26 protein-coding genes are annotated in these 23,458 nt (G+C 70.2%); 17 read left to right on the top strand and 9 right to left on the bottom strand.

Translation table 11 applies throughout. From position 1 onward, the window contains the following. The first annotated feature begins 6 nt into the window (after window positions 1-6). The 3 genes from ACIBQX_RS14340 to ACIBQX_RS14330 all read left to right on the top strand — a co-directional run bounded on the left by ACIBQX_RS14340 (window position 7) and on the right by ACIBQX_RS14330 (window position 2,353). On the top strand, window positions 7-1,179 hold the full coding sequence (locus ACIBQX_RS14340) for a low temperature requirement protein A (RefSeq protein WP_397004313.1): 1,173 nt from the start codon (window positions 7-9) through the stop codon (window positions 1,177-1,179). 110 nt (window positions 1,180-1,289) lie between these two features. Next, entirely contained in the window at window positions 1,290-1,826 is a 537-nt protein-coding gene (locus tag ACIBQX_RS14335; RefSeq protein ID WP_397004311.1) for a hypothetical protein, read from the top strand. Between the two features lie 86 nt (window positions 1,827-1,912). Continuing rightward, window positions 1,913-2,353, top strand: a complete 441-nt coding sequence (locus ACIBQX_RS14330; RefSeq protein WP_397004309.1) for a cupin domain-containing protein — start codon at window positions 1,913-1,915, stop codon at window positions 2,351-2,353. Between the two features lie 1,012 nt (window positions 2,354-3,365). On the opposite strand, the gene ACIBQX_RS14325 is transcribed toward ACIBQX_RS14330, so the two are convergent. From ACIBQX_RS14325 to ACIBQX_RS14315, 3 genes are all read right to left on the bottom strand, one after another. After that, a complete protein-coding gene (locus tag ACIBQX_RS14325; RefSeq protein ID WP_397004307.1) occupies window positions 3,366-4,181 on the bottom strand; it encodes a class I SAM-dependent methyltransferase in 816 nt (271 codons plus the stop codon). A gap of 32 nt (window positions 4,182-4,213) precedes the next feature. Next, entirely contained in the window at window positions 4,214-4,954 is a 741-nt protein-coding gene (locus tag ACIBQX_RS14320; protein ID WP_397004305.1) for an SDR family oxidoreductase, read from the bottom strand. Window positions 4,955-5,091: 137 nt separating this feature from the next. Next, entirely contained in the window at window positions 5,092-5,826 is a 735-nt protein-coding gene (locus ACIBQX_RS14315) for an SDR family oxidoreductase (protein ID WP_397004303.1), read from the bottom strand. Window positions 5,827-6,099: 273 nt separating this feature from the next. Here ACIBQX_RS14315 and ACIBQX_RS14310 point away from each other — a divergent pair, with 273 nt between their 5' ends. Beyond that, window positions 6,100-6,843, top strand: a complete 744-nt coding sequence (locus ACIBQX_RS14310; protein ID WP_397005425.1) for a sigma factor-like helix-turn-helix DNA-binding protein — start codon at window positions 6,100-6,102, stop codon at window positions 6,841-6,843. On the opposite strand, the gene ACIBQX_RS14305 is transcribed toward ACIBQX_RS14310, so the two are convergent. Then, window positions 6,752-7,408 carry a TetR/AcrR family transcriptional regulator gene (locus tag ACIBQX_RS14305; protein ID WP_397004301.1) on the bottom strand — a complete coding sequence of 219 codons (657 nt, stop codon included), beginning with the start codon at window positions 7,406-7,408 and terminating at the stop codon, window positions 6,752-6,754. The two genes, ACIBQX_RS14310 and ACIBQX_RS14305, sit on opposite strands and share 92 nt — an antisense overlap. Before the next feature lie 130 nt (window positions 7,409-7,538). On the opposite strand from ACIBQX_RS14305, the gene ACIBQX_RS14300 reads away from it, so the two are divergent. After that, a complete protein-coding gene (locus tag ACIBQX_RS14300; RefSeq protein ID WP_397004299.1) occupies window positions 7,539-8,060 on the top strand; it encodes a cupin domain-containing protein in 522 nt (173 codons plus the stop codon). On the opposite strand, the gene ACIBQX_RS14295 is transcribed toward ACIBQX_RS14300, so the two are convergent. Continuing rightward, entirely contained in the window at window positions 8,031-8,174 is a 144-nt protein-coding gene (locus tag ACIBQX_RS14295) for a hypothetical protein (protein WP_397004297.1), read from the bottom strand. The two genes, ACIBQX_RS14300 and ACIBQX_RS14295, sit on opposite strands and share 30 nt — an antisense overlap. A gap of 266 nt (window positions 8,175-8,440) precedes the next feature. Here ACIBQX_RS14295 and ACIBQX_RS14290 point away from each other — a divergent pair, with 266 nt between their 5' ends. Beyond that, the gene (locus tag ACIBQX_RS14290; RefSeq protein WP_397004295.1) at window positions 8,441-8,686 is read left to right on the top strand and encodes a MerR family transcriptional regulator; all 246 of its coding nucleotides are present in this window, start codon (window positions 8,441-8,443) and stop codon (window positions 8,684-8,686) included. Between the two features lie 191 nt (window positions 8,687-8,877). Continuing rightward, complete coding sequence (locus ACIBQX_RS14285; RefSeq protein ID WP_397004293.1) at window positions 8,878-9,216, top strand: hypothetical protein; 339 nt, start codon at window positions 8,878-8,880, stop codon at window positions 9,214-9,216. A 111-nt stretch (window positions 9,217-9,327) separates the two neighbouring features. On the opposite strand, the gene ACIBQX_RS14280 is transcribed toward ACIBQX_RS14285, so the two are convergent. After that, window positions 9,328-9,684, bottom strand: coding sequence for a hypothetical protein (locus ACIBQX_RS14280; RefSeq protein ID WP_397004291.1), 357 nt, complete (start codon window positions 9,682-9,684; stop codon window positions 9,328-9,330). 237 nt (window positions 9,685-9,921) lie between these two features. On the opposite strand from ACIBQX_RS14280, the gene bla reads away from it, so the two are divergent. The 4 genes from bla (at window position 9,922) to ACIBQX_RS14260 (ending at window position 14,412) form a co-directional block, all read left to right on the top strand. After that, window positions 9,922-10,851 (top strand): class A beta-lactamase, encoded by a 930-nt coding sequence (gene bla, locus ACIBQX_RS14275; protein ID WP_397004289.1) that lies wholly within the window; start codon window positions 9,922-9,924, stop codon window positions 10,849-10,851. Between the two features lie 81 nt (window positions 10,852-10,932). Further along, window positions 10,933-11,643, top strand: a complete 711-nt coding sequence (locus ACIBQX_RS14270) for a DNA polymerase beta superfamily protein (RefSeq protein WP_397004287.1) — start codon at window positions 10,933-10,935, stop codon at window positions 11,641-11,643. A 1,093-nt stretch (window positions 11,644-12,736) separates the two neighbouring features. Then, entirely contained in the window at window positions 12,737-13,843 is a 1,107-nt protein-coding gene (locus ACIBQX_RS14265) for a sensor histidine kinase (protein ID WP_397004285.1), read from the top strand. Continuing rightward, entirely contained in the window at window positions 13,783-14,412 is a 630-nt protein-coding gene (locus tag ACIBQX_RS14260) for a response regulator (RefSeq protein WP_397004283.1), read from the top strand. The genes ACIBQX_RS14265 and ACIBQX_RS14260 overlap by 61 nt, the downstream gene beginning before the upstream one ends. Before the next feature lie 40 nt (window positions 14,413-14,452). On the opposite strand, the gene ACIBQX_RS14255 is transcribed toward ACIBQX_RS14260, so the two are convergent. Then, window positions 14,453-14,830 carry a twin-arginine translocation signal domain-containing protein gene (locus ACIBQX_RS14255; protein WP_397004281.1) on the bottom strand — a complete coding sequence of 126 codons (378 nt, stop codon included), beginning with the start codon at window positions 14,828-14,830 and terminating at the stop codon, window positions 14,453-14,455. A 276-nt stretch (window positions 14,831-15,106) separates the two neighbouring features. On the opposite strand from ACIBQX_RS14255, the gene ACIBQX_RS14250 reads away from it, so the two are divergent. The 4 genes from ACIBQX_RS14250 to ACIBQX_RS14235 all read left to right on the top strand — a co-directional run bounded on the left by ACIBQX_RS14250 (window position 15,107) and on the right by ACIBQX_RS14235 (window position 19,706). Then, window positions 15,107-16,342, top strand: coding sequence for a cytochrome P450 (locus ACIBQX_RS14250; RefSeq protein WP_397004279.1), 1,236 nt, complete (start codon window positions 15,107-15,109; stop codon window positions 16,340-16,342). Between the two features lie 17 nt (window positions 16,343-16,359). Next, window positions 16,360-17,205, top strand: coding sequence for an alpha/beta fold hydrolase (locus ACIBQX_RS14245; protein ID WP_397004277.1), 846 nt, complete (start codon window positions 16,360-16,362; stop codon window positions 17,203-17,205). Window positions 17,206-17,521: 316 nt separating this feature from the next. Beyond that, the gene (locus ACIBQX_RS14240) at window positions 17,522-18,448 is read left to right on the top strand and encodes a LysR family transcriptional regulator (RefSeq protein WP_397004275.1); all 927 of its coding nucleotides are present in this window, start codon (window positions 17,522-17,524) and stop codon (window positions 18,446-18,448) included. A gap of 94 nt (window positions 18,449-18,542) precedes the next feature. Then, window positions 18,543-19,706, top strand: a complete 1,164-nt coding sequence (locus tag ACIBQX_RS14235; RefSeq protein ID WP_397004273.1) for an NAD-dependent formate dehydrogenase — start codon at window positions 18,543-18,545, stop codon at window positions 19,704-19,706. A gap of 34 nt (window positions 19,707-19,740) precedes the next feature. Here ACIBQX_RS14235 and ACIBQX_RS14230 read toward each other — a convergent pair whose 3' ends face one another. Next, window positions 19,741-19,905, bottom strand: coding sequence for a TetR family transcriptional regulator C-terminal domain-containing protein (locus ACIBQX_RS14230; protein ID WP_397004271.1), 165 nt, complete (start codon window positions 19,903-19,905; stop codon window positions 19,741-19,743). 400 nt (window positions 19,906-20,305) lie between these two features. Here ACIBQX_RS14230 and ACIBQX_RS14225 point away from each other — a divergent pair, with 400 nt between their 5' ends. Next, window positions 20,306-21,712, top strand: a complete 1,407-nt coding sequence (locus ACIBQX_RS14225) for a hypothetical protein (RefSeq protein WP_397004269.1) — start codon at window positions 20,306-20,308, stop codon at window positions 21,710-21,712. Here ACIBQX_RS14225 and ACIBQX_RS14220 read toward each other — a convergent pair. Further along, window positions 21,687-22,064, bottom strand: coding sequence for an MMPL family transporter (locus tag ACIBQX_RS14220; protein ID WP_397004267.1), 378 nt, complete (start codon window positions 22,062-22,064; stop codon window positions 21,687-21,689). The genes ACIBQX_RS14225 and ACIBQX_RS14220 overlap by 26 nt on opposite strands. Before the next feature lie 333 nt (window positions 22,065-22,397). On the opposite strand from ACIBQX_RS14220, the gene ACIBQX_RS14215 reads away from it, so the two are divergent. After that, a partial coding sequence (locus tag ACIBQX_RS14215; RefSeq protein ID WP_397004265.1) for a CHAP domain-containing protein occupies window positions 22,398-23,458 on the top strand: 1,061 nt, incomplete at its 3' end.

The following is a 23,458-nucleotide window of genomic DNA, read 5'->3' as shown; positions in this document are numbered from 1 at the left end:
ACGGCAGTGATTCTCAGGCCCCGCGAGCGAGCGGCGAAGGTCGTCCCCATCGAGCTCTTCTTCGACCTCGTGTACGTGTTCGCCATCACCCAGCTCTCGCACCTGCTCCTGGAGCATCTCGACGTGGCCGGGGCGGCCCAGACCCTGCTGTTGACGCTGGCCGGGTGGTGGGCCTGGATGTACGCCACCTGGATGACGAACTACCTTGACCCCGATCACCCCGCGATGCGGCTGACGATGGCCGGGATGATGCTGGCCGGGCTGGCCATGGCGGCGGCGCTGCCGCAGGCCTTCGGGGCGCGGGCGCTGTGGTTCGCCGCGGCGTACGTGACCCTCCAGGTCGGCCGGTCGCTGGTGGTGGCGGTCGCGGCGCGGAACGAGCCGATCGGGCACACGTTCCGGCTCATCCTGGCCTGGCACGCGGTGAGCGCGGTGCTGTGGATCGGCGGCGCGCTGGCTGGGGGCACCGGCCAGGTGGTGCTCTGGGTGGCGGCGCTGCTCGTGGAGTTCGCGGCACCCTGGCACGGTTACCGGATGCCGCTGCTCGGCAGGACCACGACGGCCGACTGGTCGATCGACACCGCGCACATGGCCGAGCGCTGCCGGCTGTTCGTGATCCTCGCGCTCGGCGAGTCGGTGCTGATCACCGGCTTGACGCTGGCCGAGGGCGATCACCTGTCGGCGGCGACCGCGACCGCCTTCGCGGTGGCCTTCCTGACCAGCGTGGCGATGTGGTGGGTGTACTTCGACCGGACGGCGGACGCCGCCGCCGAGAAGGTGGCCGAATCGGACGACACCGGCCGGCTCGGCAGGTCGGCCTACACCTACAGCCACATCCCGATCGTGGCCGGCGTCATCGTCGCCGCCGTGGGCGACGAGCTGGCGATCGCGCATCCACTCGGCGGCATCACGCCCGGCACGGCCCTCACCGTGCTGGGCGGCCCGGCCCTGTTCCTGGCCGGGCACGCGGTGTTCCAGCGCGTCGTGTTCGGCGGCTTCCCGGCCGGGCGGCTCGTCGCCGTCGGCGTGCTCGCGGTGGCCGCGGTGGTGGTGCTATTGGCGCCGTCGCTGATCCCGCCGCTCGCGCTCGCCGTCCTGGCCGCGCTCGTCGTCGGCGGCGTCGCCGTCTCGGACTCCCGCCGGCACCGCCGCGCGAGCCGGGCGGACCTGGCGGCATAGGCGGAAACGGGCTTCGGTCGGCGACGCCTCAGGACGCCGACGTTGCTGTCACAGCCGGCCGGGCTGTCCTGTCAGAGGGGGTAACGAGGGACAACGGCAAGGAGCGCGTCATGGATGCCCGTTCGAGCCTCTTCGGCCTGGAGGTCGCAGGCGGAGGTCAGGCGTTCCCGCACGCGGCGGTGGTGGCGATCGGCTGCGTCCTGGCCCTCGTCCCGGCCCTGCTGCCCGCCGCGCGTCCCGCCAGGAGGTGGCCGCACGTCGTCATGGCGTCCGGCATGGCGGCCGGGCACCTGGGCGGCTGGTTCCTCTCCGTCGCGGTGCTCGCGCTGCTGACCGCCGGCTGGCTCTGCGGCTCACCCTCCCGCCGCACGGAGACGGGTCATCACATCCCGGACTTCGTGGTCATGTCCGTCCTCCTGGTGCTGACAGCGCTCAGCGCCGCCACTCTCGCGGGCGTCTCGTCCGGACACGCGCACGGAGGCGGTTCGCTGGCCCCGGTGGCCCTGGTCATCGGGCTGGCCTGGACCTGCGCCCGGCTCATCCGCATGCTGCCCGGCCGGGACGCGGATCGACGGGCGCTCGGCCAGGACGCGTGCGCGGCGGGGATGGCGGCCAGCATGGCCCTCATGGCCGCGCTGGCCCTCTGACGCCGGTGTCACACATCGGGTCGCTGCCTTGTCTGAGCTGGTACACGGCCGGATCGTGCCGGCCACCGTCCAGCGAAGGAATCCTGATGAGCACCGACCACGCCAACGCGCACCACCTCGACAACCCCGACAAGAGCGGGCCGCCGCCGAAGCTCGACGTGGTCGCCACCGTGCCGGGGGCGCCGCCCGCGCCGGCGGGGGCCGAGGCGATGACGATCCTGGTCACGCTGCCGCCGAACAGCCCCGGTGCGCCGCCCCACCGTCACTCCGGGCCCGCGTACGGGTACGTGATCAAGGGGGCCGTCAACTTCGAGCTCGAAGGGGAACCCGTGCGGGTCGTCCGGGCCGGCGAGGCGTTCTGGGAGCCCGGTGGGGACGTGATCCACTACCAGGACGGCAACCACCTCGCGGACGAGGAGTCGGCGTTCGTGGTGACGATGTTCTGCGCGCCCGGCCAGCCGATGCTGACCGTGGTCAGCCCGGAGGAGCTGGAAGAGCGGCGGGACCGTCGCGCCATCGCACGGTGACAACGCCGAAGGCGGGAACCGGTTTCGGTTCCCGCCTTCGACGTTGCGCGAGACAGGCGGTCGTCGATCGCGCGGAGCCCCTTCGTGGCTCGTGTCACCACTGGATTCGACACCGCAGACACCATGCATCGGGCAGATCCCAGCCAAGGTGACCGCGGCGGCCCTGCGCCTGCTCGACATCGAGGCGCTGGCGGCCGCGCTCTACGGCGGCCGGCTCGGTGACGCCGAGCAGGTGGCCGCCGTCTCCAACGCGCTCCTGGAGATGACGGCCGCCGCCGGGGCTGCCGATCGCCCTGAGCCTGCTGATGCTGGCGCAGACGGTCGACGGCGACCTGGACGCGGCCGAGGCCTCCTGCGAAGAGATCGACGCCATCAAGGACGTCACCGGCAACCCGCTGCCGCAGTACGGGCGGCTCTTCCTCGCGGCGTACCGAGGGCAGGCCGAGGCGACGGAGCGCTGGGCGGAGCGGATCCGAGCCGACGCGTACGCGCGTGGCGAGGGCTACGGGCTGAGCGCGGTCAACTTCTCCGAGGCCATCCTCTACAACGGCCTGAGACGCTTCACCGAGGCGATGGCCTCCGGCAGCCGCGAGTTGCCGTACACACACGAGCTGAGCCACGCGATGCGCACGCTGCTCGAACTCGTCGAGGCGGCCACGCACACCGGCGACCAGGCCGAGGCCCTGTACCGGGACGCGATCGAGCGCTTCGAGCACGAGCGGATCCCGATCATGGTGGGGCGCTGCCGCCTGCTGTACGGGGAGGAGCTGAGCCGTCAACGCAGGCACGCCGACGCGCGCGAGCAGTTCCGGGTCGCGTACGAGGTGCTGTCGGCCTGTGGCCTGAACGGCTTCGCCGAGCGCGCCGCGCGCGAGCTGAGCGCGAGCGGCGAGACGGTGCGCACGCGCGCGCAGGGGTCGGCGGCGCGACTCACCGACCAGGAGGTCAACGTGGCGCGTCTCGCCCGCGAGGGACTCACCAACCGGGACATCGGCGCGCCCAGCACAGGCGCTCACGCGGCCTCCCGATCCGCGTTCTGTACGCCCCTGGCAGCGTCGTACGTGGCCCGCGTGGAGGTCCGGCTGACCGCGTGGATCAGTCGTACGGTGATCTGGCCGGAGGCGAACAGGTGGGTGAAGCGCTCGCCCTGGTGAGCCGCCAGCGCGTGGGCCGGGTGGGCCTGGTGCCGGGTCGCGACGACCGCCGCCACCTGCTCGGCACGTCGCGACCACGACAGCGGCGCCTGGCTGGGCTGGTCGACCTGTTCAAGGAGCTCGAACCCGGCGCCGGCGAGCAGCGTGACGAGGTCCCGCTCCGTGGGGAAGTGGTTGCCGTCCGGGACCGGAAGAACCTGCGGGCCACGGGCGAGGACCACCAGAAGCCCCAGTGAGGCGCCGGGCGCCAGCACCCGGCGGATCTCGCCGAGCACTGCCGCCTTGTCCCGTACGGTGCACAGCATCCCCAGGCACCAGGCGGCGTCGGCCGACCCCGTGCGGAGCGGGATCCGCCGGCCGTCCGCCGCGATCACCGGCAGTCCGAACAGCCGGGCGGCGGCCCGGCCCGCCGCCGGCATCGGCTCCAGCAGGATCGGCCGGACCCCGAACCGCTCCGCGGCCCACGCCGCCGGCCCGCCGGCTCCCGCGCCCACGTCCAGCAGCCTCATGCCCGGGGACAGCTCGCACGCCTCCGCCAGCCACGCCAGCGCCGCCGGGCTCGCGCTGCCGCGACAGGCGGCCGGGATGGCGTGCCGCCTCCCGAGCTGCTCGACGGCGTCGGCGGTCCAGCCGGCGACGTCATCGAACTCGGCGACCATCGCCGCTGCGGTCACAGCACAACTCCTGTTCAGAAGCCTGATCCGGGCTACTTTCCAGACCAGTCGCGGTAGTGGATCTCGCCGAGCACGGCGCCGTCATCCGGGACCAGCGACCGCTCGCTCAGCTCGCTGCCGAAGTAGCGCCCGTGCGGGTCGGTGACCACCTCGCGCTGGTCGCCCCAGGCTGCCAGCGCCTTGCGGAAGAACTCGTCCATCCGGTACTGCTCGGGCCCGGCGATCTCGATCCTGCCGTTCAGCGGCGACCCCACCGCGGTCCGGCCGACCGCCTTGGCGACATCGTCGCCCGCGATGGGCTGGAACAGCACCGGGGCCATGTGCACCTTGCCGTCCACGGTGGCCTCGTCGGCGATGCCGCGGGTGAACTCGAAGAACTGGGTCGAGTGCACGAGCGAGAACGGGATCCCGGACTTTTCGATCAGCTGCTCCTGGGCGATCTTCGCCGCGAAGTAGCCGTTCTCCGGCATCCGCTCCGTGCCCACGATCGACACCGCGACGTGGTGGCCCACGCCCGCCTTCGCCTCGGCCGCGAGCAGGTTGCGGGTGGAGGTCTCGAAGAACTTCAGCACCGCGGCCCTCTCGAACGACGGGGAGTTGGACACGTCGATCACCACCTGCGCGCCCTCCAGCACCTCCGCCAGCCCCTCGCCGGTGAGGGTGTCGACGCCGGTGTTCGGCGACGCCGCCACCGCCTCGTGACCGTGCTCGGTCAGCTTCGCCACCAGCTTCGACCCGATCAGGCCGGTCCCGCCGATTACTACGATCTTCATCGCGATCCTTTTCTGTCCGCCGGGCGCTTGGTGCCACCCGGTCGCCAGTTAAGACCGGACAGCCTTCAGGCTTGTGACGGCTGCCGCGAAATTCCTGGTCACCGGCGCCCTGCCATGGGCGCCGCCCCGCCGACCGGTCAGCGCGCGAGCCACTCCCGATAGGTGGTCCTGGCGATGACGGCGCCGTTCTTGGCGATGAGGGCGTAGCCCGAGGCGGCGGCGTACATGCCGGCGCCGTCGTCGGTGACGACGGCGCGGTGGTCGCCACGGGCGGCGAGCGTGATCCTGCCCAGCTCGTCGAGCGCGAAGACCTCGGGACCGGCGATGTCCCGGGTGCCTCCCAGCGGGACGCCCACGCTGACGTCGGCCACGGTCTGGGCGACGTCATCCGCGGCCACGGGCTGCATGAGGGTGGCGGGCAGGCGGACGGCGTGCTCGTCGGAGGTCCAGGACAGCACCGTGTCGACGAACTCGAAGAACTGCGTGGCCCGCACGATGGAGTACGGCACCGGGCCGGCCTTGAGGATGTCCTCCTGCAGCACCTTCGAGCGGTAGTAGACCAGGTCGGGCACCTGGTCGGCGCCCACGATCGACAGGATGACCGCGTGGCCGACGCCGGCCGCCGCGGCGCCGATCACCAGGTTGCCCATGGTCTTGCGGAAGAAGGCGGGTGCGGTCTCGTCGAAGGTCGACGGCTTCGTCAGGTTGACGACGACGTCGGCGCCCGTCAGCGCCTCCGGCAGGCCCTCGCCGCTGATCAGGTCCAGACCGGTGGACCTTGAGTGCGGCACCGCCTCGTGCCCGCGCGCGCTCAGGATCCTGACCACCCGGGATCCGATGAGGCCCGTCCCGCCGATGACGGCGATCTTCATCTTTTCACGCCTCCCTAAGGCGGTCGTCTCCTACTACCCGACACCACGCGGGTCCGTGACAGACCCGGTGTCACGGATCCGGTGGTCACCTGGTCCGTAGGGACAAGTCCCCAGCTAGGGGGCGATCTACCCCAGTGCCCCCCTGGGCACCCGCAACGCACCACCAGGGTATCGACCAGGCTCTTCCCAGGGCGCGATGGAGGGGCTCCGAAAGCGACCGTGGTCACGCAGGCATTGCCGACGCTGCGTACGAACGGAGCCGAGATCGTGACCATGAACGTGCTGGAGCCGCACGGCGACCCCGTGGGGCCGCCGGTCAGAAACCGGGACGGAGCCGCTTCGGCGTTCGTCGGAGTCGCGCCCCGGCTCTTCGCGATCGGTCTGCGCGTCCTGGGAGACGCGGGTGAGGCCGAGGACGTGGTGCAGGAGACGTGGCTGCGGTGGGCGGGCACCGACCGCTCGGTCGTCATCAGCCCGCCCGCGTTCCTGGCGCTGACCACCACCAGACTCGCCATCAACGTCGTGCAGTCCGCCCGCCGGCGGCGCGAGACCTCCGCCGGCCCCTGGCTTCCCGAGACGCCGGACGGCTCCGTCGGCCCCGAGACGGCGGCCGAACGTCACGAGGCGGTCGACGCCGCGATCCGGCTGCTCCTGGAGAGACTGACCCCCGCCGAGCGAGCGGTCTATCTCCTGCGCGTGGCCTTCGACTACCCCTACCGCCGGATCTCCGAGATCCTCGGCCTGGGCGAAGACCACGCGCGGCAGCTCGTCCGACGCGCCCGCGGTCACCTCGTCGCCGAGCGGCGCAACCCGGTGAGCACCACCGCGCACCGGCGCCTCGTACGGACGTTCCTCGCCGCCACGCAGACCGGCGACGTCGCCGAACTCGAAGATCTGCTGTCCGCCGACGTCCGGCCTCGTACGGTCATGGACGTCGCAGCGCCTCAAGAGCCTCGCTCAGCGCGGGAGCCGGCGCGAGGTCGCGGGCGGCGCGAATCGCGCCCGACAGAAAGCTGATCCAGATGCCGACCAGCGCCACGGTCTCGTAGGGCCGGCCGCTCTTGAGCCAGAGGAGGGCGGTCTCGTCGCAGGCGGCGGCGAACCCGCGCAGGGGCAACTGAAGCGCCGGCTCGTCCGCGTCGAGGCCGAGCAACCGGCAGATCGCGCGGAGCCCCTCCCGGCGCGTCGCCTCGAAGGCCTCCCACGCCACGTCGGTGCCCTCCGCGCGGCGCAGGATCAGGTTGAGGGCGGCGTCCTCGTGCTCGGCCAGGAATTCCAGATGGGCGATGAGATGACGGCGGAGACGTTCGAGGACGGGCCCGTCGCCGTCGATCTTCGTGGCGGCGCGAAGACGCCGGTCGATCTCGCGTACGGCCTCCGCGTAGAGGCTCTCCTTGCCGTTGAAGTGGTGGGACAGAAGTCCGTGGGCGACCCCGGCCGAGCGGGCGATGTCCCCGACGGTGACGTCCGCGTAGGGGCGCTGCGAGAAGTTCTCCAGTGCGGCGTGCAGCAGTTTCCGGCGCGTCTCCTGGGCGGCCAACTGCCGCCGCGTGGGCGGCTTACCTGCGACGGACCCGGTCACGTCTGATCCTCCCGGTGATGCGACTTGTCCCAGCCCTCAGGGTATTCCAAGATCATCGATGAGAGTAGTTGATTGACTGACATTCAATGAATTACGATCAATGAGAATCTGGCCGAGAAAGGATCACAGCATGGCCCTCAACCTGCCGCTGCCCCCCAAGGATGACCCTGTCTGGACGGCCGCCAACGGCTTCGTCGTCCGTAAGGACGGCGGCGTCATCCGGCTCACCGGACACGAGACGATGGCGGTCAAGGTCACCGGAGAGCAGACCGACGGCGCGTTCGCCTTCATGGACGGCATCATCGAGCCCGGCCACGGCAACCAAGCGCACATCCACTCCAAGGAGGACGAAGCGTTCTACGTCGTCTCCGGAGAGTTCTCGTTCATCAACGGAAACCAGAAGATCACGGCCGGCATCGGCGATTTCGTGTACATCCCGAAGGGCACCCGCCACGGCTTCAAGAACATCAGCGCGGAGCCGGCCAGGCTCCTCGTCTTCTACACGCCCGCCGGGCCCGAAGCCTTCTTCCTGGCGTACGGCGAGACGGACCGGGCTCCGGAGCCCTGGCCGGATGAGAAGTTCAACGAGCTGGTGGACATCCTGGGCGCCCACAACATGGTGCTACTCCCGGGTGACCACGACTGGGACTGAGCCGTCCGTTCGCTTCTCCAGGCCGTTGAGAAGCAGGGTGCACATGGTGGCGATCCTGTCGGCGAGGATGGCCCGCAGCCGGCCGAGGAGGTCCGCCACGTGGGCGGCGGCCACGCTGCTGGGCTCGGGGCGGCTGTGGGCAGGGCCTCCGCGATCCGCTCGGGCCGCTTGGCCCCGACCAGGACGACGATGTCGTGCCCTGCCCTGCCCTGCCCTGCCCTGCGCGAGCACCCAGGCGATCACCTGCTGCGCCACCGTGACCCCGAGGGCTTCGTCGATCTTCGTCAGCTTGCCGACCAGCGCGAGTTGCTCTCGACGTTGCCCTCGTCGGCCAGCGCGCGCAGGGTCTGCCGATCGATGTTCGTGTTCGCCATGACGTCATGGTGCAGCCCTGCCCCTGGGGAAGGGTCAAGTGGGACGATGGCCAGGTGGTCACCATCGGGCAGCTGGCCAGGTGCGTCGGCGTATCGATCAAGACCATCCGCGTCTATCACGACAGAGGGCTGCTCCCGGAGCCCGGCCGCGACGCGTCCGGCTACCGGCGATACGGCGCCGACGACGCCATCGACCTGATCAACGGACGCTCGCCGAGTCCGGCGTCCCCCTCGCCCGTATCCGGGACCTGAGATCGGCGACCGACGAGGAGTTCCGGCGGGCGCTGCGTGACATCGACGACGAGCTCGCCGGCCGGATCCGTGCCCTGCGGGCGACACAGGGGCGCCTGCGCCGGCTCGCCGCCGGGCGGCTGACACCGCTGCCCGCCGAGGTCGGCGCCCATCTGGAGCACCTGACCCGCTGGGGATTCACCCCTCGGTGGGTGAACCTGCAACGTGACCTGTGGATCCTGGTGTTCGCCACGCACCCGGACCGGGCGATCGTCCTGTTCCGGGACCAGGCCGAGATCCTGGCCGACCCGGCGCTACGGCGGCTCTTCCTCGACTACGACCGCGCGTACGACCTCGACGCCGGCGATCCCCGTATCGACGACCTCGCCCGCCGGATCGCCGAGGCGACCAGGGCGCGTTACGGAGCCGACGAGCCGCCCGAGCTGGATGCGGCCTCCGAGATCCCCGCCCTCATCCAGGGCACGGTCAACGCCTCGTCCCCGGCGTGGCGGCGCCTCGACACCCTCATTCGCGCACAACGGCACGGGTGACGCGCACCCGTGGTGCGAGCCTGCGCCCGGTGTGAAACGCCGCCGGCCCTTCATGGCCGGGCCGGCGGCGAGTGGCCTCAGCGGCCCGGGATCAGGCCGGGACCTGACGGCTCATGACCACGTGCACACGCCTCGGCGGGCCGAGAAGACTTCGAAGCCGAAGTCCTCGACGGTCTCCCAGGGTGAGACCTCGCGGCGGTCGCCGTTGAAGCCGGGCGCCGAGAAGAAGCACCAGGGTTCGGGGGTCTGGTTCACCGCTCGGACGACGGGCGGGACGATGACGGGCTCGTCTCTGACGATGATCCTGAGCTCGCCCTGCGCGGTCTGGGCGCAGACCGCGAGAATCCTGGGGCAGGGCACCTGGGCGGCGGCCGTGGTGGAGGTCGCGGCTGAGGCGGGCAGGGCCAGGCCGGCGGCGGCCGTCACCGTGGCCAGCAGTACTGCGGTCCTGCGGAGGAGGGTCGTCATGGGGGACTCCTTTGCTGTGCGGTGAACGCCTGCGGTGGCAGACACCTCACTGAACAACACTGCGTAGTCGAATGACAACAGAGAGTAACGAAAGCCTGGCGTTGGGACTATGGGCTCACCCAGCGTCGCGACGGCCACTCCTCTGCTTGCGGGGGCTATCGATATCCGTGCCGATATGACGAAATGGCCAATATCGATATTGGACGTAACCGGCCAGTTCCTGATCTTCTCTTCGGCATGACACACCATCTCCGACTGCGACTCGTGGTCGCTCTGGCCGCTTCCGCGCTGCTGGGCGGTCCCGCCCCTGTGGCGAGTGCCGTCACGGGCGAGACGAGTGCCTCCGGCCCGGATTTGACCAAGACGCTGCGGGCACTTGAGAAGTCCTACGACGGGCGGATCGGCGCGGTGGGCATCGACCTGGGGACAGGTAAGACGGTCGGCTACCGGGCCGGCGAGCGCTTCCCGTTCAACTCCAGCTTCAAGGCGTTCGCATGCGCCGCGGTGCTGCACCGAGCGCGCACCAGCGCCCCCGGGCTGATGGACAAGGTGATCCGCTGGAAGCCTGCCGAAATGGCCGAGCTGACCGCGAACTCCCCAGAGACCACCGAATACACCGACACCGGCATGACCCCCGCCCAGCTGTGCCGCGCCGCGATCACCAAATCCGACGGTTTCGCAGGCAACACGCTGCTGAAGCAGATCGGCGGGCCGCACGGGCTGACCCAGTTCTTCCGCGCCACCGGTGACCGGACGAGCCGCCTGGACCGGATGGAGCCCACGCTGACGCAGTGGGCACCCGGTGAACAGCGCGACACCACTACCCCCATGGCGGCCGCACAGACCTTCACCAAGCTCACCACCGGTAAGACCCTGGACACTCGCGACCGGGCACGGCTGGTCGGCTGGCTGAAGGCCAGCCTCACCGGCGCGAACCGGATCCGGGCGGGACTCCCCAAGGGCTGGACGGTCGGCGACAAGACCGGCACCGGCGGCGCGAGCAACCACGGCTCCGCCAACGACCTCGCGATCGTCTGGACACCCGGATCGAAGGCGCCGATCATCCTGTCGGTGTTCACCAACCGCAACACCGACAACACCCCGCACGATGACAAGGTGATCGCCTCCACCGCGACCGCGCTGGCCAAGGCTCTCGGCAGGTTGTGACCGGCCGGCAAGCCGTGGTGTCGGGTCGCGGCAGGCAGAACCTCGCCGACATGATGCCGAACGCCTGGGAAAGCGGGGAGTATGACAGTGCTCATGGGGGTGGTGGGATCCACCGTCTACGGGCTGGCCACCGAAGATTGCGAACCGGCAGTGCTCGGCGTCTATCTCGCGGACGCCGAGGAAGTCTGCGGCCTGCGCGGGCCCACCGCCCTGACACGCACCTACGTGAGCCCCGATGGCAGCCTCACCATGCACGAGCTGTGCCGATTCGCGACCCTCGCGCTCGAAGCCGATCCGGCGGCGAGCGAACTGCTGTGGCTGGACTCCTACACGGTCCGAACGGAGGAAGGCCGTGCGCTCATCGATGTTCGCGAGGCGTTCCTGGCGGCCCCGCGCGTGCGCGAAGCCTACGCGAACGCGGCGCTGCGGTCGTTCCGGCGCGTTTCATCGTCGCCTCATGAGGACCGGGACGAATTCAGCGGCGACGACGAGCTCGCCGAGCGCACCATGAGGCACGCCCGGTCCTGCGTGCGGCTCCTGCGGCAGGGGCGCGCGCTGCTGACGACCGGGCGGCTGGTGATCGACATGTCGGCACAGCGGGAGGACGTGTTCGCCGCCGGCCGGCTGGCCACGTTCAACCCGAAGGCATTCTCCGCCTTCGTCGACAAGGAACTGGCGGCGCTGGGCTCGATCGCATCGGTGCTGCCCGACAGCCCCGATACCGAGCGCGTGAATGCCGTTCTGGTCGAGCTGAGAATGGCGAGCCTGCGGCAGGCGACCGAGAAGACCTGACCCGTTCGGGTCGTCCTTGCGGCGCAGGTGGTAGGAGACGGTGGCGGTGGCCAGGGCGGCGCCCCAGATCGGCCAGAAGCACTCCGGCAGCCAGGCGCCCCATTCGGCCATGCTGAACCGGCCCGCGATCGTCCACCGGATGTAGGACAGCCCGGCCACGGTGATGATGATCGAGACGAAGCCGGCCGGGATGACCGCCAGCAGGGGCGGTACCCGCCGCCCGCGCAGGCCGAGGATCCAGCGGGGGAAGACCTCTCCCCACCGCTGTACCAGCCCGAGGGTGAGCACGCCGCCGAATGCGCCGAAGGTCGCCAGATAGGCGCCCGCGAGCCACAGGCCGTCCTCGCCTTCGGCCAGGAACTCCGGGCTCACCCCGACCGGGATGCCCAGCGCCCACGCCCAGCGGGTGATGCAGTACACCAGAGGCACCACGACGGCCACGTACACGGCGGTGCGCCCCCGCTGCGGGGTGAACCAGCGCGTTCGGCCCTGACCACGGCCATACGCCAGCGCCGTGGCGGCCAGCAGCAGTCCGCCCAGCACACAGACCAGCTGATTGAGGACGGGCCATGGCCAGGCATCGGCGAAGCCGACGCCGCCCAGGTTCCAGCCGAAGACCGGCGCCACCAGCAGCAGCGGCGTGTAGGCGACGCCCATCATCAGCCGCGAGTCGGGAACCACCAGGACCAGGATCGCGGCGATGGGCCACGCCAGGAACAACGGAGCACGACGGTCGTCCCCGCGGCTGAGCATCAGCGCCGTCACCGCGGTGATCAGGCTGAAGGCGGCGATCCACCAGCCGAAGCGCGGTGTCGTCCCGGCCAGGATGGACAGTGCACCGTCCGGGTCGGGGTCGGAGGCGCCCCAGGGGAAGCCGGGCAGCCCGAGCGCCCACGCCGAGCCGAGCAGGCCGTAGGCCAGCGCCCACAGTGCCGTCGCGTAGCCTCGCCAGGCGGAAGTGATGGTTTTCATGTGATCAGCGTCGCCGGGGGGCAGCCCGGCGGACCAGATGCCGTTCGGCACCTCTGGCCACTGCCGAAGATGCCGAACGGCACCTTCGGCCGGATTTCAGGGCGGACGTATCGTCGGTTCGGTGAGTTCGATGTGGATTGCCGCGTGGCTGTCGCTGCTGGTTCCCGTGGCAGCGGCGGTGGCGGTGCTGTGGCGCCCGGCGCTGAGGTGGCGGCTGCCCGCCCTGACGTGCGTGGCGGCGGCCGGCTCGCTGGCCCTCACGCTGGCTCACGTCGTCGGCGCCGCCCGGCCCGCGCCGCAGGCCGCCGCACTGGGCATGATCGAGAGCCTCGCGCTCATGGCGCTGGTCGGCCTGGTCATCCGGTACGCGCCGGCACGGCGGGCGGCGGTGGCCGCGGCTGCGGCAGGCATGGCCGCGGCCACCTGGCTGCTGCGCTTCCTCACGCCCGCCTCGCCGCTGGAAGGGCTGGGCGCGTGCGCGTTCTGGGGGTCGGGTGCGCTCCTCGCCGCCGCGGTGGGCGGTTACCTGCGTTTCCTCGATGTACGGCAGACCCGCGCCGTGGCCGACACCCGCACCGCGTTGCGCCTGCAACTGGCCGGCGACCTGCATGACTTCGTCGCCCACGACATCAGCGAAATGGTGGCCCACGCCCAGGCGGGCAGCGTCGCGGGCGATCCGCTGCGGGCGCTCGAACGCGTCGAAGCAGCGGGCCAGCGCGCCATGTCGATGCTGGACCGTACGTTGGACATGCTCCACCACGACCGGCCTCTCACCTCCACCGGTGACCTCAGCGGCATCCGTGAGGCAGCCGAACGTTTCTCCGCCGCCGGCCCCGCGCCCGTCCACCTGCGCATGGACCCGCAGGTGGCGGTCCCGCCGGAGACGGCGGCCCTGGCGTATCGGATCGTGATCGAAGGGCTCACCAACGTCCGGCGGCACGCTCCTCAAGCCGGCCGCGTCGACCTGGGCATCACCGCCGGATCCGGCCTCCTGGAGATCACGATGACCAACGACGGCGTGACCCGGGCGCGAAGCGGCCGGCGCGGCGGGTCGGGCCTGCCCGGCCTGACCGCGCTCGTCCGGGCGCAGGGCGGCGAACTGGTCACGCAGGCCGTACCGGCTGGGTGGTCGCTGACCGTGTCCCTGCCGCTGGCACAATCGCCGGAGTGTCCACCCGCATCCTCATCGCCGATGACCAGGAAGGCATCCGAAGCGCCTTCCGCATGATCCTCGATGCCCAGCCCGACATGACCGTGGTGGCCGAGGCCGCCGACGGCCGCACCGCGATCGACACCGCGAAGGCGATCACACCCGACGTCGTGCTCGCCGACATCCGGATGCCCGGTGCCGACGGCATCGAGGTGGCCCGCACCCTCGCCGACACAGGCATCCACGTGGTGATCGTCACCACCTTCGGTCTCGACGAGTACGTTCACGCGGCACTGCGGCACGGCGCCGCCGGGTTCATCCTCAAACGCTCCGGGCCTACGCTGCTCATCGAGGCCATCAGGGCCGCGATGAACGGCGACATGCTCATCAGCCCGCAGCTCACCGTCCGGCTGCTGCGCCGACACGGCCTGCCGCACGAGAGGCCGGATGTCGTCCTCACCGAGCGGGAGGACGAGGTCGTGGCACTGCTCGCGCACGGCAGGACCAACGCCGAGATCGCCGCGGAACTCTTCCTCTCCCCGGGCACCGTGAAGAACCACATCGCGGTCATCCAGCGCAAGACAGGCGCCAGGAACCGCGTCGCCATCGTGGCCTGGGCATGGGCGACCGGCAGAGCCGAGCCCTGATCGCGTGCACCGGCCGGTGCGTGCCAGTGCCGCTGGTCGGTCAGGAGCGTCGCCGGACCACGCCGCGCTGCTCGTACTCCATCGCGGCCTCGACCTGGATGCTGATGTCGGCGTCCGTCGGGTTCCAGGTCGTCGCGACGTTGACGTCGAGGCCGAGGGCGCACGCCACCTCACCGGGCGGACCCGGCTTCACCAGGGTGACCCGCATCTTCCCGCCACCGGACCGCACGAGACCCAGCACTTCGAGCGGGCCCGCGAAGTCCTGCACCTCCACACCCTCGAACATCAGGATCTGAACCCGTAACACCCCGTCGCGCTTCGGCCTGCCCGCGGCCCACGCCGAGGGCGTCGCCAGCGATCCGAGCGCGGCGGCACCCGGCGCGGCGGCCGATGTCCTGAGAAAACTTCTGCGTTCCATGGTCCGACCTTTCGAAGGAGGCTTACTTCGACATGGAACCAACGGATCATGCGTCGTTCACGAGTCAGGTCGTGAAGCTTCCGTGAGACTCCTCGGTGCCGAACTCACCGGCCGATCGAGGCTGACTTCCGCGCCGGTGACCGTGACTTGGTGCAGAGCGCGTACTACTTTGCCAAAGGAGAACGCGTTCCAAGACTGTCGACCTCGACCGAGCAGGCCGCGCGCCCGTGCCGACCCGATCGACCACGTTCCGCGACCGTGACTGCGGAGAAGATCATGGATAACCATGCCGACGTCGTCCCCTTCGTCCTCGATCCCAGTGGCCGCGACGTCCTCGGTGAGGCCGAGCGCATCCGGGCGCTCGGCCCGGTCGCACGCGTGGAGTTGCCCGGTGGTGTGCGGGCGTGGGCGGTGAGCGACCAGGGGCTGATCAGGCGCCTGCTCGTCGATCCGCGGGTGTCCAAGGACGCCTACCAGCACTGGCCGGCCTGGATCAACGGTGAGATCACCCCGGACTGGCCGCTGTTTCCCTGGGTGGCCGTGCGCAACATGCTCACGGCCTACGGTCCCGACCACCGTCGGCTGCGCGGGCTGAGCGCCGGCGCCTTCACCGCACGCCGCGTCACCGCGCTGCGGCCGCGCATCGAGGAGATCACCGGCGACCTGCTGGACGAGCTGGCCGGCCTGCCCCGGGAGAAGCCTGTCGACTTACGCGACCGTTACACCTACCAGCTGCCGATCAGGGTGATCTGCGAGCTGTTCGGCATCGGTGACGAGGCCACCCGCCAGGAGGTGGCCCGGTGCGTGGACGCGTTGTTCAACATCGGGAAGGCGCCCGAGGAGACCGTCGCCGCCTTCCCGCGCCTACAGCAGATCCTCCGGGAGCTGGTCGCGGAGAAGCGCGAGCGGCCTGGCGACGATCTTTCGTCGGCCCTGATCGCCGCCCGCGACGACACCTCGCCGCTGTCGGAGGAGGAGTTGGTCGACACGCTGGCGTTGTTCGTGAGCGCGGGCCACGAGACCACCGTCAACCTGCTCGGCAACGCGATCGTCGCGCTGCTCACCGACCCCGGACAGCTCGGCCGTGTCCGCGACGGGGACGCCACCTGGGAGGACGTGATCGAGGAGGCGCTCCGCAACCAGGCGCCGGTGCCCAACCTGCCGCTGCGTTTCGCCGTCGAGGACATCGACTGCGGCGACGGCGTCACGCTGCGGGCGGGGGAGGCCATCCTCGTCTGCTACGGGGCCGCCGGACGTGACCCGCTCGTGCACGGGCCGGACGCCGGCCGGTTCGACGTCACACGCCCGGCCAAGGACCACCTGACTTTCGGCTACGGCGCGCATCACTGCCTCGGCGCGCCGCTGGCCAGGCTGGAGGCCGCGATCGCGCTCCCCGCGCTCTTCGAGCGTTTCCCGGACCTGGCCATGGCCCCCGAGCCGGGCGGGTTGCTGCCGCTGGAGTCCTTCGTCTCGAACGGGTACCGCGCCCTGCCCGTCAGGCTCGCGTCCTAGAAGCCAGGGAGCCCTCCATGTACGCCACCTCCACGCTGGTACTCGTTCACGGTTTCTGGCACGGCTCCTGGTGCTGGAGCCGGGTCATCCCCCATGTGGTGGCCGCCGGTCGGCTTGCCGTCGCGGTGGACCTGGCGGGGCACGGGCTGTACGCCCGCCGGCCCCGGTGGTTCACCGAACAGCCGTACGATCCCGAGGCGGTCGGTACGGAGGTCTCGCCCGTGGCGGACGTGAGCCTCGACGACGCGGCCGAGTTGCTGACCGCGCAGATCAAGCGGATCGGCGGTGGCGGGCCGGTCACGGTGGTGGCCCACAGCGCGGCCGGACCCGTACTGATGCGCGTGGCCGAGCGGACGCCCGAGCTGGTCGCGCACGCGGTGTACGTCTCCGCGTACATGCCGGCGTCCGGCGTGCCGGCCGGGGCGTACTCGCGACTGCCGGAGGCCGCCGATGACCAGGTCGGGCCGTTGGTGCGGGGCGAGCCTGGCCGGATAGGCGCGGTGCGGCTGGACCTGGCCACGGACGACGCGTCCTACCGGCGGCGGCTTCGCGAGGCGTTCTATGGTGACGTCGACCCGGTCCTCGCCGACGCCGCCACCGGCCTGCTGACGCCCGACGGTCCGCTCGGCATCATGCTCGGCACCACCACCCTGACCCACGACGGCTGGGGATCGGTGCGGCGCACGTACCTCACCTGCAGCAGGGACAAGGCGATCGGACCGGCGCTGCAGGCGAGGTTCATCGCGGAGGCGGATGCGGCCTTCCCGGACAACCCGACCTCCGTCGTCACGCTCGACGCCTCCCACTCGCCATTCCTGTCCATGCCCGGCGAGCTGGCCGGCATCATCGCTTCCCTCGGCTGACGCGCCGCCAGCCGACGACGATCAGTCCGATCAGGCCGATCAGAGGGCCGGAGCCGATGGCCCAACTGATCGCCAGCGGTGGGCCGGGCTGCTCCAGCAGGGTGAGCTTGAGCTCACCGGTTCCCGGCCCCCGCGGGCCGTCGATGGCGAACCGGAACGTCCACGCGCCCGGTTCGTCCAGCGACTGGACGTCACGCGCGCGCCAGCGATCTCCTCCTCGACCGCTCGCCCGCGAGCTCGGCGGCTCTGCCCGCGCTCGGCGTGGGCCACCCGCCGGAGGGTGGACGCGAGGGGTACGTACGCGACATCCTGTGACGTGCTGTTGCGCCAGTTGGAATATCTGGTGGCCCTGGCCAGGGAGCGGCATTTCGCCCGCGCCGCCGCGGCCTGTCATGTCTCCCAGCCGTCGCTGTCGGCGGCCATCCGGAAGCTGGAGCGTGAGCTGGACGTGCCGCTGGTGCGGCGCGGGCAGCGCTTCGCCGGGCTGACGCCCGAGGGCGAGCGGGTGGTGCTGTGGGCGCACCGCATCCTCGCGGACGCCGACGCGCTGCGCCAGGACCTGTCCAAGATGCGCGAGGGCCTGTCGGGGACGCTGCGCATGGGGGCGATCCCGACCGCGCTGACCGCAGCCTCCCTGCTGACCACGCCGTTCTGCGAACGCTATCCACACGTACGGGTGCTCCTGACGTCGTTGTCGTCCCGGGAGATCACGCGGCGGCTGGCCGGCTTCGAGATCGACATGGCGATGACCTACCTCGACGGCGAGGAGGATCTGGGCGAGGTACGTGTCAGCCCGCTGTACGAGGAGCGCTACCTGCTGCTCACCCCGTCCGACGGTGAGCTGGCCGACCGGCGGGTGGCGCGCTGGGCGGAGGTCGCCGCCCTGCCGCTGTGCCTGCTCGCCCCCGAGATGCGCAACCGCCGCATCCTGGACGCCAACTTCCGCCAGGCAGGGGCGGTCGCCGTGCCGGCGATCGAGACCGACACCGTCTCCGCCCTCTTCGCGCATGTGGCGACACACCGCTGGTCCAGCGTGATCGCGCATGCCTGGCTGCACATGTTCGGCGTTCCGGAGGGCATGCGGGTGGTCCGGCTGGAGCGGCCGGCCAGGGAGCCCCGGGTGGGGCTGGTCGTGGCCGGCGCGGGACCGGAGTCGGCGATGGCCAGGGCCGTGCTGGACATCGCCAGGGACCTCGATCTGCGTGAGGTGTTCGACCGGATCGCCGCTGAGCACCTGGCATAGACGGCGCCTATCACCTGATAGACACAAACGCTTTGACCTGCGAAGACGTGCGGGCTGACAGTGAGATCACCCCGAACGACGAGGAGCCGGAACCATGGTCAAAGTGTTGTGCGTGCTCTACGACGACCCCATCGACGGACATCCGACCGCCTACGCACGCGACGGTCTGCCCGCCCTGACCGGCTACCCGGGCGGCCAGACGCTGCCCAGCCCCAAGGCGATCGACTTCACCCCTGGCCACCTGCTCGGCAGCGTCTCCGGAGAGCTGGGGCTGCGCCGCTTTCTGGAGGAGCGTGGGCACACCCTCGTGGTCACCTCCGACAAGGACGGCGACGACTCCGCCTTCGACCGCGAACTGGCGGACGCCGACGTGGTCATCTCACAGCCGTTCTGGCCCGCGTACCTGACCGCCGAGCGCATCGCCCGCGCCCCCAAGCTGAAGCTGGCCATCACTGCCGGCATCGGCTCCGACCACGTCGACCTGGACGTCGCCATCGCCCGCGGCATCACCGTCGCCGAGGTCACCTACTGCAACAGCATCAGCGTCGCCGAGCACGTCATGATGATGATCCTCTCCCTCGTACGCGACTACCTGCCCGCCCACCGGACGGTGCTCGACGGCGGCTGGCACATCGCCGACCGCGTCGCCCGCTCCTACGACCTGGAAGGCATGCACGTCGGCACCATCGCCGCCGGCCGCATCGGCACGGCGGTGCTGCGCCGCCTCAAGCCGTTCGGCGTGCACCTGCACTACACCGACCGGCACCGCCTGCCGGCCGAGGTCGAGGAGGAGCTCGGGCTCACCTTCCACCCCGACACCGCCGCCATGGTCCCCCACTGCGACGTGGTGACCGTCAACGCGCCGCTGCACCCGGAGACCGAGGGGCTGTTCGACGACGCGCTGCTCGCCACCATGAAGCGCGGCGCGTACCTGATCAACACCGCCCGCGCCCGGATCGCCGACCGCGACGCGATCGTCCGCGCGCTGGAGAGCGGGCGACTCGCCGGCTACGCCGGCGATGTCTGGTATCCCCAGCCCGCCCCGGCCGACCACCCGTGGCGGACGATGCCGCATCACGGCATGACGCCGCACATCTCCGGCTCGTCCTTGTCCGCGCAGGCGCGTTACGCCGCTGGGACGCGCGAGATCCTGGAGGCGTGGCTGGAGGGGGGGCCGATGCGCGAGGAGTACCTCATCGTCGAGGGAGGCGCCCTGGCCGGGGCCGGTGCGCACTCCTACAGCACCCGGGCGCGGTGAAAGGCGCGCACGTCCTGAGCCGGCTCTGACCGGGTCAGTCGTCGCCGCGGGCTTCGAGCAGGTCGGCGAGCAGGCGGAGCGCATCGGCGGCGCGGGTTCGCTCCGGGTCGGCGAGCCAGGACAGGACCAGGCCGTCGAAGGCGGCGGCCACCAGGGTGGACAGGACCTCGGGGTCGAGCTTCGAGTTCGTGCGCTCCACGGAGCCACCGTCACGGCCACCGGCCTGGACGACGACGACCTCCAGGCACTCAAGGACGACACGGCCCTCAGCGACTTGTCGTCCGCCGCCGGCCAGCTGGGCGTCTTCGGGTACGGCTCCTACTCGCCGACCAGGCGATCTCGCCGGGCACCGATCCGCTCAGCCCGGCCTCCTGGAGAGGAGAAGCGCATGGCCGCCGTGATCGCCCGAGTTCAGCAGGGCCTGGCACAGGCCGACGCATGAGAGCACGCCCCGGCTTCCCCGGGCCTGGATCCAGCGCTTTCCTCGTTCGCGGATCTTTGACCTGGTCACAGTTCGCTGACGACCGGCTATACCGGCGACATACCGGCGTTTCCTATGCTGGCGGATCCTCACCTACGGATCATGCTGAAGGATCGTCATGCCTCGTCCCGCTCTCATCGCGGCAGCCGTCTCGCTGCTGCTGTCGCTGCTCCCCGGCGTGTCCCATGCCGCGGTGCCCGCTGTGGTGGGGACAGCGGCGAACCTCGTACGGGAGGTGGAGCCGCGTGCCGACGGAGTCAGGCATGTGGACTCCAAGGCGATGGTGGCGGCGTTGCGGGCCCTCAACGTGAACACCTACGTCTATCCCATGGCCGGCGACCTCCATCACTGGGACGACCTGCGTGCGGAGTTTCTCCCGGCTGCCGCGAAGGCCGGGATCGACGTGTGGGTCCTGGTGTACGCGCCGAGCCAGGCGGGCTGTTGCGTCTCCCGGCCGCACAAGCACGACTATGTGAAGTGGGCGAGTGAGCTCGCCACCCTCTCGAAGAGCCATCCGAACCTGGCCGGATGGACCGTGGACGACTACAGCTACGATCTCAGGACGTTCACGCCGGCGTACGTCAAGCAGGTGCGAGCCGCAGCCAAGGCGATCAACCCCTCGTTGAGATTCATCCCGACCGTCTACTACGCCCACTTCACCGATGCGTTCATCGCTGAGCAGGCCCCGCTGCTGGACGGGGTGATCTTCCCCTTCTGGGATGACCCGGTCCGCGACACGTCGTGGTCGTGGAGCCTGTCCTTCCAGGTCAAGCAGCTCGCCAAGCGGCTCCCTGACACCGACGTCTACGTGATGCCGTACGCCTATCCCTTGAGCCACGCCGCCCAGAAGCCGACTGTCGCCTACGTCGAGGCGGTCACCAGGAAGGCGCTCGATCATGTTCGTACGGGAGAACTCGCCGGGGTGGTGCAGTACAAGCTCCCCTTCATGTCCCGTACCTCCGGGTGGGAACGTCCCGCGACCGACAACCTCGCCCGTGAGGGCGACGGATGGCTGAGTTTCGTCGTCCAGGCCGACACCGCCACCAGCGCGGGGATGTGGTGCGGCGCCACGCGGAAGGTCCAGCTCACGCCCGGCGCGACCCAGCGCACGGTGAGCTTCTGGCACCGGGACGACCGGAGATCCGGGCACCCGGTCGGCTACCACGTCAAGCAGCTGCTCCTCAACGGCAAGGTGGTCTGGGAGCGGGACGTCACCGCTGATCAGGACGCGTGGCAGCGGACCACGATCGATCTGACGGCCGAGCTGGCCGGTGCGACGAACGCGGCACTGCAGTGGCGCCTGTACGAGCGCAAGGGCGTGACCGACTACGTCGTCGACGTGCGCGTGGACGACATCGTCGCCACCGGCATGCGGCTGAGCGACCCGGGCGTGGAGAACGCCGGCACCTGGACGTCCGTACTGTCCCGGCAAGGCGGACCGGTCTACTGCTCCGCGCAGGTGTACCACCAAAACTATGGCGCCGATCTCAGCGCGCGCATCACCCAGCTGTACGCCGCCGGATAGTCACGAGGTCGTCGGCGGGCACGCCTGCCCGCGGTGCCGGCTCGGTGTCGGGGCACTGGACGGTCGGCCTGCGTGGTGCGAGGCGTTCGGCGAGTGCCTCGCCTACGACGTCCAAGATCGGCACGAGCTTGTTCATCACGCGGGGCATCCACCAGATTCGCCGGCCGATGATGAGCATGGCGGCGGCCACGACGCGGGCGCTGTGGGCGAACCCGTCGATGACCGCCTGACGCGCCGGCGAGCCGTGGACGTAGGCCTCCCGCATGCGGGTGACGAGGAAGACCTCGTAGTCCATCGCCAGGACGAGTTCGTTGAGCCAGCCCCACTGGAAGACCGCGACGGTCGCCCCCAAGGAGGCGCCGAGTGGCTGCTCGACAAGGGCGCCGACCTCAAGAGCGGCTTGTTGCTGCTGGAACGCCTTCTCGAGCCGCCGGCCCGCCCCGATGCCTAGATGAGGTGAGCGGGGGCCCTCGCGGATCGGATCATCGGTCGTTTCGGGCTTTCGCGATTCACGTCAAACGTCGAGCAGGGCAGAGCGCCGCCATATTGGCGAAATACCGAGAACATACCGGGTGTCGCTACTTTCGCATGTGATTCTTCACCTACCCGTGGCCGAATGCGCGGCTGGGGCGAAGTGCACGGTGAATATCACCTGTCAGGTGACTCTGAAAGGACCCAAGAATAGATGCCGATTCGACTCGGAACCACCGGCGGCGCCCTTGCCGCCGGCACAGGCACCTCATTCACCGGCGTCCCGCGATCCGCATCCACTGCGCGACGACGATTCGGCCGGACCGTACTCACGTCCGTGCTGGCCATGTTATGCGGCATCGCCCTGATGGCGTCCCCCGCGGATGCCGCATCGACGCGACAGCAAATCGTCAGCGTGGCCACCGATCAGCTCGGCGGCACGGAATGCAACCCGGGCTACCACAACAGCTGCGGTATCGCTTGGTGTGCGGAGTTCGCCCGTTGGGTGTGGGGCAAGGCCGGCGTGTCCGACGTGCGGGGCCTGGACTCCTGGGCGCAGTCGTTCAAGACCTACGGGAAAGAGCGAGGTCTCTACCACGCCCGCTCCAGCGGATACCGGCCCCAGCCGGGTGACGCCATCGTGTTCGACTGGGACCATGACTCCGACGATGACCACCCGATAGACCACGTCGCCATCGTCACCAGCGCGAACAGTACCCACGTCGCCACGATCGGCGGCAACCAGGGCGACAAGGTCAGCCGAGCTAGCTACTCGCTCACGAACGGGGACATCGACGGGTACGTGGCCCCTGCGGGCGTCGGTAACGAGCCGCCGGTCGACGAGCCGATGCTCGGCAACAGTGTGACGGGTGACTCGTACGCTGACGTGCTGGCTGTGGATGCCGGTGGGACGATGAGGTTGTACAGCAACAATTTCGTGCGTGATGACGGTCAGCCGTTTACGGGTAGTCGGCCGCGCGAGGTCGGGCATGGTTGGAGTGGTTCGACGCGGGTCATTCCGGCGGATGTCACGGGTGATGGGTTCACGGATCTGCTGGCTGTGGATGCCGGTGGGACGATGAGGTTGTACAGCAACAATTTCGTGCGTGACGATGGTCAGCCGTTTACGGGTAGTCGGCCACGGGTGGTCGGGCATGGTTGGAGTGGTTCGACGCGGATTATTCCGGCGGATGTCACGGGTGATGGGTTCACGGATCTGCTGGCTGTGGATGCCGGTGGGACGATGAGGTTGTACAGCAACAATTTCGTGCGTGA

It is taken from the genome of Nonomuraea sp. NPDC049714, assembly GCF_044465295.1.
Classification (GTDB): domain Bacteria; phylum Actinomycetota; class Actinomycetes; order Streptosporangiales; family Streptosporangiaceae; genus Nonomuraea.
This window is presented reverse-complemented; position numbering and strand designations above follow the sequence as displayed.